This window comes from Paraburkholderia sp. SIMBA_027 (genome assembly GCF_046535315.1).
In the GTDB taxonomy this organism is placed as follows: Bacteria; Pseudomonadota; Gammaproteobacteria; order Burkholderiales; family Burkholderiaceae; genus Paraburkholderia; species Paraburkholderia tropica.
This window is the reverse complement of record NZ_JAWRWY010000011.1, coordinates 171,067-184,654: the sequence shown is the minus strand read 5'-3', so window position 1 is coordinate 184,654 and position 13,588 is coordinate 171,067. Positions and strand designations below refer to the sequence as shown.

14 protein-coding genes are annotated in these 13,588 nt (G+C 66.4%); all 14 read left to right on the top strand.

Translation table 11 applies throughout. The annotated features are described in order from the left end of the window. The first annotated feature begins 30 nt into the window (after positions 1 to 30). The 14 genes from SB764_RS21770 to SB764_RS21705 all read left to right on the top strand — a co-directional run bounded on the left by SB764_RS21770 (position 31) and on the right by SB764_RS21705 (position 13,569). Positions 31 to 345: a non-heme iron oxygenase ferredoxin subunit gene (locus tag SB764_RS21770; protein WP_065057802.1), complete on the top strand. Its 315-nt coding sequence runs from the start codon at positions 31 to 33 to the stop codon at positions 343 to 345. Position 346: 1 nt separating this feature from the next. After that, on the top strand, positions 347 to 658 hold the full coding sequence (locus SB764_RS21765; protein ID WP_065057803.1) for a recombinase-like helix-turn-helix domain-containing protein: 312 nt from the start codon (positions 347 to 349) through the stop codon (positions 656 to 658). Positions 659 to 695: 37 nt separating this feature from the next. Beyond that, positions 696 to 1,781 carry an aromatic ring-hydroxylating oxygenase subunit alpha gene (locus SB764_RS21760; protein WP_065057804.1) on the top strand — a complete coding sequence of 362 codons (1,086 nt, stop codon included), beginning with the start codon at positions 696 to 698 and terminating at the stop codon, positions 1,779 to 1,781. 37 nt (positions 1,782 to 1,818) lie between these two features. Then, positions 1,819 to 2,574 carry an SDR family oxidoreductase gene (locus SB764_RS21755; RefSeq protein ID WP_410864924.1) on the top strand — a complete coding sequence of 252 codons (756 nt, stop codon included), beginning with the start codon at positions 1,819 to 1,821 and terminating at the stop codon, positions 2,572 to 2,574. Between the two features lie 58 nt (positions 2,575 to 2,632). After that, a complete protein-coding gene (locus tag SB764_RS21750; protein ID WP_176081643.1) occupies positions 2,633 to 3,169 on the top strand; it encodes a cupin domain-containing protein in 537 nt (178 codons plus the stop codon). A gap of 51 nt (positions 3,170 to 3,220) precedes the next feature. Next, positions 3,221 to 4,117 carry an alpha/beta hydrolase gene (locus SB764_RS21745; RefSeq protein WP_321854698.1) on the top strand — a complete coding sequence of 299 codons (897 nt, stop codon included), beginning with the start codon at positions 3,221 to 3,223 and terminating at the stop codon, positions 4,115 to 4,117. Between the two features lie 14 nt (positions 4,118 to 4,131). Beyond that, the gene (locus SB764_RS21740) at positions 4,132 to 5,016 is read left to right on the top strand and encodes an IclR family transcriptional regulator (RefSeq protein ID WP_065057806.1); all 885 of its coding nucleotides are present in this window, start codon (positions 4,132 to 4,134) and stop codon (positions 5,014 to 5,016) included. Beyond that, positions 5,013 to 5,831 carry an SDR family oxidoreductase gene (locus SB764_RS21735; RefSeq protein ID WP_065057807.1) on the top strand — a complete coding sequence of 273 codons (819 nt, stop codon included), beginning with the start codon at positions 5,013 to 5,015 and terminating at the stop codon, positions 5,829 to 5,831. Before SB764_RS21740 ends, SB764_RS21735 begins: the two co-directional genes overlap by 4 nt. After that, positions 5,824 to 7,482, top strand: a complete 1,659-nt coding sequence (locus SB764_RS21730) for a thiamine pyrophosphate-binding protein (protein ID WP_410864836.1) — start codon at positions 5,824 to 5,826, stop codon at positions 7,480 to 7,482. Before SB764_RS21735 ends, SB764_RS21730 begins: the two co-directional genes overlap by 8 nt. Continuing rightward, complete coding sequence (locus tag SB764_RS21725; RefSeq protein ID WP_410864834.1) at positions 7,475 to 8,308, top strand: aspartate dehydrogenase; 834 nt, start codon at positions 7,475 to 7,477, stop codon at positions 8,306 to 8,308. The genes SB764_RS21730 and SB764_RS21725 overlap by 8 nt, the downstream gene beginning before the upstream one ends. 89 nt (positions 8,309 to 8,397) lie before the next feature. Further along, positions 8,398 to 9,891 carry an aldehyde dehydrogenase gene (locus tag SB764_RS21720; protein WP_065057810.1) on the top strand — a complete coding sequence of 498 codons (1,494 nt, stop codon included), beginning with the start codon at positions 8,398 to 8,400 and terminating at the stop codon, positions 9,889 to 9,891. A 23-nt stretch (positions 9,892 to 9,914) separates the two neighbouring features. Continuing rightward, positions 9,915 to 10,877 carry a VOC family protein gene (locus tag SB764_RS21715; protein WP_410864832.1) on the top strand — a complete coding sequence of 321 codons (963 nt, stop codon included), beginning with the start codon at positions 9,915 to 9,917 and terminating at the stop codon, positions 10,875 to 10,877. Then, positions 10,874 to 12,115 carry an NAD(P)/FAD-dependent oxidoreductase gene (locus SB764_RS21710; protein ID WP_183716523.1) on the top strand — a complete coding sequence of 414 codons (1,242 nt, stop codon included), beginning with the start codon at positions 10,874 to 10,876 and terminating at the stop codon, positions 12,113 to 12,115. The genes SB764_RS21715 and SB764_RS21710 overlap by 4 nt, the downstream gene beginning before the upstream one ends. A 50-nt stretch (positions 12,116 to 12,165) precedes the next feature. Further along, positions 12,166 to 13,569 (top strand): MFS transporter, encoded by a 1,404-nt coding sequence (locus SB764_RS21705; RefSeq protein ID WP_065057812.1) that lies wholly within the window; start codon positions 12,166 to 12,168, stop codon positions 13,567 to 13,569. Positions 13,570 to 13,588: the final 19 nt, after the last annotated feature.

Genomic DNA, 13,588 nt, shown 5'->3' with positions numbered 1-13,588 from the left:
GGAACACAGTTGCTCCAGGAAAGGTGAGAAATGGCTGAACAATGGCGCTGTGCCGGGCATGCCGGCGATCTGACCGAAGACGCGCCGATCGAGTACAAGCTCGACGGCACCGAAATCGGCATCTACAAGGTGGGCGACGAGGTCTACGCGCTCGAGAACGTCTGCCCGCACGCGTACGCGCTGCTGACGCAAGGTTTCGTCGACGAAGGCACGGTGGAATGCCCGCTGCACGAAGCGGTGTTCGACATCAAGAGCGGCGAGTGCATCAAAGGCCCGGGCGGCCGCGCGCTGAAGCAATACGCCGTGCGTCTCGCCGGTGAAGAAATCCAGATCAAGGTGGAATGACATGCGTGAAGTCCCTGTGAATTTCAATCCGATGCTCAAGCCCTGGGTCGCGCCGCAACCCAACAACGTCGCCGGTAAAGGCGTGATCGAGCAGCCGGGCCAGAGCGAAAACATGATCTGGCAAAACCGCAAGGCCGAGCCGACGCAATACGAAAACGACTTCGGCGACGCGCTCGAACAAGTGTTCGAAGCGGGCGCCGCCGAACTCGACGACGTGGTCGCCGGTTTGAACCGCATCGGCTTTCGCACGCCCGAAGGCGCGGCCTGGAACGCGGAGCGCCTCGCCGCCGAATTCCGTCTGCTCGCCGAATAAGCGCGCGTCGGGCCCACAAGAATACGGAGTCCTCATCATGACGTCCCCCACGACCGAAACCCCGGCGAGCGCCGACCCGATCCGCGCCTATCTCGACCGCGGCATCAAAAACTACTGGTATCCCGTCGCGCCGAGCTGGCAAGTCGGCAACGCGCCCATCGGCATCACGCGCCTTGGCGAACAGATCGTGCTGTGGCGCGATCAGGACGGCCAGGTCCACGCGCTCGAAGACCGCTGCCCGCACCGCGGCGCGCGCCTCTCGCTCGGCTGGAATCTGGGCAACCGCGTGGCGTGCTGGTATCACGGCATCGAAGTCGACGGCAGCGGCACCGTGCAGAGCGTGCCGGCCGTGTCGGCATGCCCGCTCGAAGGCCAGAAGTGCGTGAAGTCGTACCCGGCGCAAGAGCATGCGGGCGCCGTGTTCCTGTGGTTCGGCGACGAAGCGCACAAGGAACCCGCGCCGCTGCAACTGCCGCAAGAACTCGTGGGCGAGGAGTACGCGAGCTTCCTGTGCATGTCGAACTGGAAGTGCAATTACCAGTACGCGATCGACAACGTCATGGACCCGATGCACGGCGCGTATCTGCACGCGACGTCGCACTCGATGGCCGAAGGCGACAAGCAGGCCGACATGCGCGTGCGTAAAACCGACTCGGGCCTCGTGTTCGAAAAGGTCGGCCAGCGCGACGTCAACTTCGACTGGGTCGAACTCGGCGAAACCGGCTGCCTGTGGATGCGTCTGGAAATTCCGTACAAGAAGAAGTTCGGCCCCGGCGGCAACTTCGGCATCATCGGCTTCGCGGTGCCCGTCGACGCGGACAACTGCCAGGTCTACTTCTGGCGCACGCGCAAGGTGCAGGGCTGGCAGCGCGACGCATGGCGCTTCATGTACCGCAACCGCCTCGAAGGTCTGCATTGGGCCGTGCTCGAGCAAGACCGCTACGTGCTCGAAAGCATGGCGCCGAATGCACGCGATCAGGAATTCCTCTATCAGCACGACGTCGGCATGACGCGCGTGCGCCGCATGCTGCGCCAGCGCGCGCAACAGCATTTCGCCGATCTCGACGCGTTCCGCGCGCAGCAAGGCGCGCAAGCGCAAGCCGAGAGCCACAGCCATGCGTGAGTCCGCAGCATCGGCACAAAGCGCGGCACAAGGCGCGATGCAAGGCGCGCTCGAGGGCCGTCGCGTGATCGTCACGGGCGGCGCGCGTGGACTTGGCGCCGACTTCGTCACGACGCTCGCGGCAGCCGGTGCGCGCGTCGTGTTCGGCGACGTGCTGCACGAAGCGGGCGAGGCGCTCGCGCAATCGCTCGCGGCGCAAGGTCACGACGTGGCGTTCGCGGCGCTCGATCTCGCGCAGCCCGACAGCATCGCGGCCTTTGTCGAACACGCGGCGCAACGCATGGGCGGCATCGACGCGCTCATCAACAACGCGGCCATCACCAATTCGGGCGGCAAGTTCGCGCACGAGATCAGCGTGCCGACGTGGGACGCCGTGATGGACGTGAACGTGCGCGGCACCTGGCTCATGTGCACGGCGGCGCAGCGTTTCCTGGCCGATTCGGGCCGCGGCGCGATCGTCAACATCGCCTCGGACACCGCGCTGTGGGGCGCGCCCAAGCTGCTCGCCTACGTGGCCAGCAAGGGCGCCGTGATCGCGATGACGCATTCGCTCGCGCGCGAGTTCGGCGCGCAGGGCATCACCGTCAACGCCATCGCGCCGGGCCTCACGGAAGTGGAAGCCACCGCTTACGTGCCGGCCGAGCGCCACGCGTTCTACCTCGACGGCCGCGCGCTGCAACGCGCCCAGGTGCCCGAGGACGTGACCGGCCCCGTGCTGTTTCTGCTGACCGACGCCGCGCGTTTCGTGACCGGGCAATTGCTGCCCGTGAACGGCGGCTTCGTGATGAATTGATGTCGACGAATGGACTATCCGTTCGCGAGAACGTTTGAAAGAACACAAGGAGAAAACGATGGCCGATGCCGATCTCGAACGCAAGTCGTGGGACCGTCCCGCCGAAGCGAGCTTTGAAGACTGGATGAACAGCCGCGTCGCGCGCTATGAAACGCGCCGCTACGACTGGGACGCGCTGAAGTTCCAGGCCGACTACGACCCGAAGTACCGCCGCGCGCAAATGCGCTACGTGGGCACGGGCGGCACCGGCGTGGCGAAGGACAGCAACACCGTGCCGTCGGGCGGCTTCACGTTCTCGACGATGGTGATTCCGGCCGGCAACATCGGCCCGAGCCACATCCATATCGACGTCGAAGAAATCTTCTTCGTGCTGCGCGGCAAGATGAAAGTGATCTGCGAAAAGGACGGTGAAACGTGGGAAGCCGTGCTCGGCGAGCGCGATCTGATCTCGGTGCCGCCGGGCGTGTATCGCACGGAAATCAACATCGGCGAAGAAGACGCGCTGATGTGCGTGATGCTCGGTTCGTCCAAGCCGATCACGCCGACGTATCCGCCCGATTCGCCGCTCGCGAAGATCAAGCGCGAACAGAAGTAAGACTGTCATTCATCTGAACACCCGACGAAGTTGCACACGAACACCGAAGCCATGAACGACGCGATGCTCACCGACGCCTCATCAGCCGCCACGCTTGACACGCTCGATACGCGGCTCGCGCGCTTTGCGCCGCGCCACGTGCAAGCGGGCGAGGCCGTCGTGAGCTATCGCGCAGCGCCCGGCGCGGGCAGCGAGGACGGCAATGAGGCGCTGCCGCTCGTCCTGCTGCATGGCATCGGTTCGGGTGCGGCTTCGTGGGTGCAACAGATGGAAACGCTCGGCGCGAGCCGTCGCGTGATCGCCTGGGACGCGCCCGGTTATGGCGCGTCCACGCCGGTCGCGAACGCCTCGCCGCTCGCCGCCGACTACGCGCGCGTGCTGGCGGACTGGCTCGACGCGCTCGATATTCAACGCTGCGTGCTGGTCGGCCATTCGCTCGGCGCGATCATCGCGGGCGCATTTGCCGCCGCGCATCCGCAGCGCGTGAGCGGTCTGCTGCTGATTTCTCCTGCGGCCGGTTATGGCGCGGCGGACCCGCAAGTGCGCGCCGACAAGCGCGACGCGCGTCTGGCCATGCTCGCCGATCTCGGTCCGCAAGGTCTCGCCGAAAAACGCAGTGCCAACATGCTTTCCGCACACGCCGACGACGCGTCGCGCGCGTGGGTGCGCTGGAACATGGCGCGCGTGCTGCCGCACGGTTACGCGCAGGCCACGCATCTGCTCGCGAACGCCGACCTCGCCGCCGACCTCGCGCGCTGCGTGAACCGCGTACCGATGGCCGTGGCCGTCGGCGCCGACGACACCATCACGCCGCCGCAAGCCTGCGAACGTCTCGCGCAAGTCGCACAGGCGCCGTTTCAGATCGTGCCGCACGCGGGCCACGCGGGCTACATCGAGCAACCGGCGGCGTACAGCGCACTGCTCGACGCCTTTTGCCGCGCACATTAAGGAACCCTTAAAGAATGACACCCGACCTCGCCAGCGCGTCCCCCGACGCCGACGAAGACCGCAACGACACCAGCTATCGCGTGCCGGGTCTGGAAAGGGGGCTGCGCATTCTCACCGAATTCTCGCCGCGCGAGCCGGTGCTCGATGCACCCGAACTGTCGCGCCGCCTCGGCATTCCGCGCACGACGGTGTTCCGTCTGTTGCAGACGCTCGAATCGCTCGGCTTTCTCGAACGCGCCGACCGCGACCGCAATTACCGCCTGGGCGTGGCCGTGCTGCGCCTCGGCTTCGAATATCTGAGTTCGCTCGAACTGACCGACCTCGGCTTGCCGCTGATCGAAGCGCTGCGTGACGCCACCGGCCTCACGACGCACATCGTGATTCGCGACGGACGCGACATCGTGTTCGTGGCGAAGGCGCAAAGCCACGCGCCGATCTTCAGCTCGGTGAAGGTCAACGTGGGCACGCGTCTGCCCGCGCACGCCACCACGCACGGCCAGGTGCTGATGGGCGATCTCACGCTCGACGAACTGCGCGCGCTTTATCCGGAGCCGGCTCTCGAACGCTTCACGCCCTCGACGCCGGACACGGTCGAAGAACTCTTCGCGCGCATTCGCGAAGACGCCGAGCGCGGCTATGCCGTGAGCGAATCGTCGTTCGAGCGCGGCATTTCGGTGGTGTCGGCGCCCGTGCGCAACGACACGGGCCGCATCGCCGCCGTGGTGACGACCACCATTCCGCGTCCGGGCATCGACACCTCGCTGCTCGACGGCGGGCTGATCGACAAGGTGCGCCACGCAGCCGATGAACTGTCGAAGCGCCTCAATTACCGCGGTCAATCTTCGCAGGCCGCGGGCAGCAAGAAAACGTCGTACATGAAGGCACTGGGGATCAAATGATTCAACTCGATTTGCGCGGCCAGGTCGCGGTGGTCACGGGCGGTTCGTCCGGCATCGGCCTCGCCACCGCCGAACTCTTTTTGCAGGCGGGCGCCTCGGTCGCGATCTGCGGCCGTGACAGCGACCGCCTCGCACGCGCCGAACGCGAACTGCGCGAGCGTCATCCGCAGGCGCAACTGCTGGCCGCGCGTTGCGACGTGCTCGACGCAACCGACGTGGCCGCTTTCGCGAGCGCCGTCGAGCAGCGCTTCGGCCGCGCCGACATGCTCGTGAACAACGCGGGCCAGGGCCGCGTCTCCACCTTCGCCGACACCACCGACGAAGCGTGGCGCGAAGAACTGGACCTCAAGTATTTCAGCATCATCCGCCCCACGCGCGCCTTCCTGCCGATGCTGAAAAGCACCGCAAAACAAGGGAAAAACGCGTCGATCGTCTGCGTGAACTCGCTGCTCGCGATCCAACCGGAGCCGCATATGGTCGCGACGTCGTCGGCGCGCGCGGGCGTGCTGAGCCTCATCAAGTCGCTCGCGGTCGAACTCGCGCCCGAGCACATCCGCGTGAACTCGATCCTGATCGGCATCGTCGAGTCGGGTCAGTGGCGCCGCCGCTATGACAACGACGCCGCCGCGCAGGCCGCCGGTCAAAGCTGGCAGGACTGGACCGGCGAACTCGCCCGCAAGAAGCACATTCCGCTCGGCCGCTTCGGTTTGCCCGAAGAAGCCGCGCAAGCCCTGTTTTATCTGGCCACGTCCCTGTCGTCCTATACGACGGGCAGTCATATCGATGTATCTGGAGGCGTAGCACGTCATGTCTAATAAAACCACCGTCGGCGAACTGATCGCCGCCTTCCTCGAACAATGCGGCGTTCAAACCGCGTTCGGCGTGATTTCGATTCACAACATGCCGATCCTCGACGCCATCGGCGTGCGCGGCAACATCCGCTATGTGGGCGCGCGCGGCGAAGCGGGCGCGGTCAACATGGCCGACGGCCTCGCGCGCGTCTCGGGCGGCCTCGGCGTGGCGTTCACGAGCACGGGCACGGCGGCGGGCAACGCAGCGGGCGCGATGGTCGAAGCGCGCACGGCAGGCACGGCGCTGCTGCACATCACCGGCCAGATCGAAACCGAATATCTCGATCAGGACCTCGCGTACATCCACGAAGCGCCCGATCAACTGTCGATGCTCTCGTCGATCTCGAAGGCCGCGTTCCGCGTGCGTTCGGTCGAAACCGCGCTGCCGACGATCCGCGAAGCCGTGCGCGTCGCGCAGACCGCGCCGAGCGGTCCGGTCAGCGTCGAGATTCCCATCGATATTCAGGCCGCGCTGACCGAATGGCCCGCCGATCTGGCCGCGCCGCATCTCACGACGCTCACGCACGATGAAGCGCGCGTCGAACAACTCGCGAACGCGCTCACGAAGGCGAAGCGTCCGCTGCTGTGGCTCGGCGGCGGCACGCGCCACGCGCGCAGCGCGGTCGAGCGTCTGGTGGCGCTGGGCTTCGGCGTGGTGACGAGCGTGCAGGGCCGCGGCGTGCTGCCCGAAGATCATCCGGCGACGCTCGGTGCGTTCAACGTGAGCGGTTCGGTCGAGCGCTTCTACAAGACCTGCGATGCGATGCTGGTGGTCGGCTCGCGTCTGCGCGGCAACGAAACGCTCAAGTACAAGCTCGGTCTGCCGCAGCCGCTTTATCGTATCGACGCCGACGCGCTCGCCGATAACCGCGGCTATCGCAACGAACTCTTCGTGCACGGCGACGCCGCGCGCGTGCTCGACGCACTCGCCACGCGCCTCGAAGGCAAGCTCAAGGTCGATCCGCAATTCGCCGCCGATCTCGCCGCCGCGCGCGAAACCGCCGTGAGTGAAACGGCCAAGGGTCTCGGCCCGTATCGCCGCCTCGTGGAAGCGCTGCAACGCGCCGTGGGCCGCGACTACAACTGGGTGCGCGACGTCACGATTTCGAACAGCACGTGGGGCAACCGCCTGCTGAAGATCTTCACGCCGCGCGCGGGCGTGCACGCGCTGGGCGGCGGCATCGGCCAGGGCATGCAGATGGCGATCGGCGCGGCGCTTGCGAACGCGGCCGCGAAGACGGTCTGCCTCGTCGGCGACGGCGGTCTGATGGTGAACGTCGGCGAACTCGCGACGGCCGTGCAGGAAAAGGCCAACGTCATGATCGTGCTGATGAACGACCAGTGCTACGGCGTGATCCGCAACATTCAGGACGCGCAGTACGGCGGCCGCCGCATGTTCGTCGATCTGCACCAGCCGGAATTCTCGCAGTTCTGCGCGAGCCTCGGCCTCAAGCATTTCCGCCTCTCGTCGCTCGACAACGCCGACGACGTGATCCGCGAAGGCATCGCGTTCGACGGCCCCGTGCTGCTCGAAGTCGACATGAAGTCGGTCGGCAGCTTCGAAGCCGTGTTCGCCGGCCCGCCGGTGCGCAAGGAGGAGCCGCAACATGCTTAACGGTCATGGCGGCCACGCCGCTCACGCGCCGATCGACATCGCGATGATCGGCTTCGGCGCGATCGGTCAGACCGTCTATCGCGCGGTCGCGGCCGATCCGCTCGTACACGTCTCGCATGTGATCGTGCCCGAGCATCACGCCGACGCCGTGCGCGCCCAGGTGGACGGCGCGGTGGAAGTGGTGTCGTCGGTGGATCGTCTGTCGACGAAGCCGCATTTCGCGCTCGAATGCGCGGGTCACGCCGCGCTGCTCGATCACGTCGTGCCGCTGCTGCAAAGCGGCACCGATTGCGCGGTGGCGTCGATCGGCGCGCTGTCCGACGTCGATCTGCTCGAACGTCTGTCGCTCGCGGCGGACGAAGGCGACGCGACGGTCACGCTGCTGTCGGGCGCGATCGGCGGCATCGACGCGCTCTCGGCGGCCAAGCTCGGCGGCCTCGACGAAGTGCTGTACACGGGCCGCAAGCCGCCGCTCGGCTGGCTCGACACGCCGGCGGAAAAGGTCTGCGATCTGCGTACGCTCACGCAAGAGCAGGTGATCTTCGAAGGCAGCGCGCGCGAAGCGGCGCGGCTCTTTCCGAAGAACGCCAACGTGGCGGCGACCATCGCGCTCGCGGGCCTCGGCCTCGACCACACGACGGTGCGCCTGATCGCCGATCCGGCGGTCGAGCGCAACGTGCATCGCATCGTGGCGCGCGGCGTGTTCGGCGAGATGTCGCTGGAAATGAGCGGCAAGCCGCTGCCCGACAATCCGAAAACCTCGGCGCTCACGGCGTACAGCGCGATTCGCGCGCTGCGCAACCGTGCCGCGCGTTGCGTGATCTGATGGCGCGCCTCGCGCACAAGCTGTGATGAAAGGCGATACGTGTGCAGATGCACAGGTATCGCCCGCAATGAAACAAAGAGACCTCTGACATGACTCCCTTCGATACGAGCCTCGTTCCCAACGGCGACATCTTCGTCGGCGGCGAATGGCGCCAGGGCCGCGCCGCGCCCTTCGCGAGCCTTTACCCGGCCGACCAGTCGCTCAACATGGAGGTCTCGACGGCGAGCGCCGAAGACGCCGCCGAAGCCGTGGAAAAGGCGCACGCCGCGTGGAAGCAGGGCGCGTGGTCGGGCATGAAGCCGCATCTGCGCGCGCTCGTGCTGTACCGCATCGCCGACCTCATCATGCAGCGCCACGAAGCGCTCGCGCAATTGCAGCGCCGCGACAACGGCAAGCCGATCGGCGAGACGCGCGTGCTGGTGGCGAGCGCCGCGAACACGTTCCGCTATTTCGCGGCCTGCCTCGAAACGCTCGACGAGGAAGTCACGCCTTCGCGCGGCGACTATCTGACGATGAGCGTGTACGAACCGATTGGCGTGGTCGCCGCGATCACGCCGTGGAATTCGCCGATCGCTTCCGACGCGCAGAAGCTCGCGCCCGCGCTCGCAGGCGGCAACGCGGTGGTGCTCAAGCCCGCCGAAGTCACGCCGCTGATCTCGCTCGCGCTCGCGCGCATCTGCGAGGAAGCCGGCGTGCCGAAGGGCATTCTGAGCGTGCTGCCGGGCAAGGGCTCGGTGATCGGCGACGTGCTGGTGCGCCATCCGCTCGTGCGCAAGGTTTCGTTCACGGGCGGCACCGAAGTGGGCCGCGGCATCGCGCGCATCGCGGCGGACAAGCTCATGCCGGTCTCGCTCGAACTGGGCGGCAAGTCGCCGACCATCGTGTTCGAGGATGCCGACATCGATCATGCGATTAATGGCGTGCTATACGGGATCTTCAGCTCGTCGGGCGAGGCGTGCATCGCGGGTTCGCGTCTGTTCGTGCAGCGCTCGATCTACGACACGTTCATGAAGCGCCTCGTCGCGGCCGCGCGCGAATTGCGCGTGGGCGATCCGTCGAACGAGAAAACGCAGATGGGTCCGCTGATCACGCCGAAGCATCGCGAATCGGTCGAGCGCTACGTGGCGATCGGCCTGGAAGAAGGCGGCCGCTTGCTGTGCGGCGGCGAGCGTCCGGTCGGCGACGGCCGCGAACAGGGCTGCTTCTATCAGCCGACGATTCTCGAAGGTCTGACCAATCGCGCGCGCATCTGCCAGGAAGAGATTTTCGGACCGGTGCTGGTGGCCATGCCCTTCGACGACGAAGCGGCGCTCATCGAGGAAGCCAACGACAGCGTGTTCGGTCTCGCCGCCGGCATCTGGACGCGCGACTACAAACGCGCCTGGCGCGTGGCGCGCAAGATCGAGGCGGGCACCGTCTGGATCAATACGTACAAGCTGTTTTCGATTTCCACGCCGTTCTCGGGCTGGAAGGAAAGCGGCATGGGCCGCGAAAAAGGGCGGCTCGGCATTCGCGAATACATGCAGCAAAAGAGCCTTTACTGGGGCTTGAATGACGCGCCGCTGCCCTGGGCCAACGCCTGAGCGCGCGCAACGGAGCAATGAACATGACGATTCTCGGCATCGAACAGATTACCTACGGCGTGACGGATCTCGCCACCTGCCGCCGCTTTTTCGCGGACTGGGGCCTGAAGGAAACCGCGCACGACGAAACGCGCGCGCGCTTCGAAACGCTCAACGGCTGCACCGTGCTGGCCGTCGACGCGAACGACGCGTCGCTGCCCGCCGCCTTCGAGGAAGGCCCGACGCTGCGCGAAGTGGTGTGGGGCGTGGCGACGTGCGAAGAACTCGACGCGCTGCGCGAACGCCTCAAAGGCCAGCCCGGCTATCACAGCGATGAAAACGGCGTCGGGTGTTTCGACCCGGCCGGCATGGCGATTCGCGTGGAAGTGACGCGCAAGCGCGAACTCGACGTCGCCGGTTCGCCGTCGAACGTCTGGGGCCAAACGTTGCGCGTGGATACGCCGTCGCCGGTCTACGAACGCGCGGAGCCGGTGGAAGTCGGCCACGTGGTGTTCTTCACGAACTGCCTCGCCGAGCAGGAAGCGTTCTATCACGAACTGCTCGGCTTCGAGACCTCGGACCGCTATCCGAATCGCGGCGCGTTCATGCGCTGCGCGCCGCACGGCGGCCACCACGATCTGTTCCTGCTCGCGCTGCCCGACGGCAAGAAGGGCCTGAATCACGTGGCGTTCACGGTGCGCGACATTCACGAAGTGTTCGGCGGCGGCCTGCATATCAGCCGCTGCGGCTGGACCACGCAACTCGGGCCAGGCCGCCATCCGGTGTCGTCGGCGTACTTCTGGTACTTCAAGAATCCGGCCGGCGGCCTGATCGAGTATTACGCCGACGAAGACGTGCTGACGCCCGACTGGGAGCCGCGCGACTTCGAACCGGGCCCGACCGTGTTCGCCGAATGGGCCATCGACGGCGGTCTCGACGGCAATACGCGCCGCCAGAAGAACGCCGAAGCGCCGAAGGGCAAGTTCATGACGGAGCAGAAATCATGAGCGACGCAATCGAATCCGGCGAACACGCCGCGCCGCGCACGGTCGTCGTGATCGGCGGCGGCCAGGCCGCGGGCTGGGTCGTCAAGACGCTGCGCAAGGAAGGCTTTGCGGGCCGTCTCGTGATGATTGCCGACGAAACGCATCTGCCCTACGAGCGCCCGCCGCTGTCGAAGGCGGTGCTCGCAGGCGAGGCCGATATCGAAACGGTGCGCATCGCGAAGCCCGACGAGTTCGCGGCGCTCGACATCGAAGCGTGGCAACCGGATTGCGCGAGCGCGATCGATCGCGCGGCGCACACGGTCACGACGCGCTCGGGCCGCACGGTGAAGTACGACAAGCTCGTGATCGCCACGGGCGGCGCGGCGCGCAAGCTGCCCGCGAGCGTGGCGAAGAGCGCGCACGTGACGTATCTGCGCACGCTCGACGAAGCGATGGCGCTGGGCGAACGCCTGCGCCGCAGCGAGCGTGTGCTGGTAGTGGGCGGCGGCTGGATCGGCCTCGAAGTCGCGGCCACGGCACGCAAGCTCGGCGTGGCGGCGACGGTGATCGAAGGCGCGCCGCGTCTGTGCGCGCGTTCGCTGCCCCATGAAGTCTCGGACTTCCTGCTCGAACTGCATCGCGCGAACGGCGTGGATGTGCGTCTGAACGCGGCGCTTGTCTCGCTCGACGACAACGCCGACGGCGGCGTGCGCGCGACCTTCGCGGACGGCAGCACGCTCGACGCCGACTTCGCGGTCGCGGGCATCGGCCTCGCACCGCACACGGCGCTCGCGGAAGCGGCGGGCATCGCGGTGCAGGACGGTATCGTCGTCGATGAATTCGGCCAGAGTTCCGACGCCGATGTGTTCGCGTGCGGCGACGTCGCGAATCATCCGAACGCGTGGCTCAAGCGCCGCGTGCGCCTGGAATCGTGGGCCAATGCGCAGAATCAGGCCATTGCGGCGGCGAAGGCCGTGCTGGGCGTGAAGGAAGCGTATGCGGAAATTCCGTGGTTCTGGTCCGATCAGTACGACGTGAATCTGCAGATTCTGGGCGATTTGCCGCCAGGCGTCGCGCCGGTGCTGCGCGGCAATCTCGCAGAAAAGCGCGCAACGCTGTTCTTCGTCGAGGACGGCCATCTGCGCGGCGTCATCGCGATCAATTCGGCGCGCGACCTCAAGCTCGCGCGCAAGTGGATGAACCAGGGCCGCGCGGTGGACGTCGCGGCGCTCGTCGACACCAGCAAGGCTCTCGCCTGACGCGCTCGCCACTACACAACCGACCTCACATACGGGATGGGATCACAGGCATGAGAACCCTCGACACTACCCTCGGCCATCGCGGCGGCACCGCGGTCGGCGAGTCCATCACGCGCGGTTCGATCATCGCGCGGCTCGAACGCATGCCGGCCAACGCCATGCAGGTGCGCGCGCGGATCCTGATCGGCCTCGCCACGTTCTTCGACGGTTTCGACGTGATCGCCATCGCCGCGACGCTGCCGATCCTGATTCAGAAGTGGCACCTTACGCCGTGGGAAATCGGCTTTCTGATCGCCTCGGGTTCGGTCGGGCAGTTGTTCGGCGCGTTCCTGTTTCCGTGGCTCGCGGAGCGTCACGGCCGCGTGCGCGCGATTGCCTGGAGTTCGGGCATCATCGGCGTGACCAGCATTGCCTGCGGTTTTGCGCCGAGCTTCGCGGTATTCGCCGCGCTGCGCGTGATTCAGGGCTTCGGGCTGGGCGGCGAACTGCCCGTGGCGGCGACGTATATCAACGAGGTCAGCCGCGCGCATGGCCGCGGGCGTTTCGTGCTGCTCTACGAGATCGTGTTCCCGATCGGTCTGCTCGCGTCGAATGCGCTGGGCGCGTGGATCGTGCCGCGCTTCGGCTGGCAGGCGATGTACTTCATCGGCGGCATGCCCTTGATTCTGTTTTTCGTGCTGCGCAAGCTCGTGCCGGAATCGCCGCGCTGGCTCGCCGAACGCGAACGTCTGCAGGACGCCGACCAGGCCGTGAGCGCCTTCGAGCGCACCGTGAAGGGCCCGCTCGAACCGGTCACGAACGCGGCGGAATTCGACGCACTCGCGAAGCGTCATCCGAAGCGCAGCGTGAAAGACCTGTTCGGTCCGGCGTACCGCAACCGCACGATCGCGGTGGCGATGCTGTGGATGACCTGCGGCTTCATTCAGTACGGTCTGTCGACGTGGCTGCCGACGATCTACCGCACCGTCTACCACGCGCCGCTGCAACTGGCGCTCAATCTCGCGGTGGCCGCTTCGGTGCTCGGCGTGCTGGGTTCGCTCACCTGTGCGCTGCTGGTGGACAAGGTGGGCCGCAAGCCGATCATCAACGTCTCGTTCGTGCTGTGCGGCATTTCGCTGGCGCTGGCCGGGATCTGCCACGCGATGTCGGTGTACGTGGTGGCGACGTTCTGCGCGCTGGCGCTCGGCCTGCTCGCGAGCGGCTTCATCACGGCTTACGTGTACACGCCGGAACTGTATCCCACCAGCATCCGCGCGCTCGGTTGCGGCGTGGGCGGCGCATGGCTCAAGATCGCGGCGATCTTCGCGCCCACCATCGTGTCGAAGACGATGATCGGCGGCAATCTCGACGTGGCGTTCTATATCCTCGCGGCCGTGCCGTTTCTCGCGGCGATCGCGGTGCATTTCCTCGGCATCGAAACCAAGGGCAAGGTGCTCGAACAACTGGAAGCGTAAGCCTCCGGGCAGCGCGGCG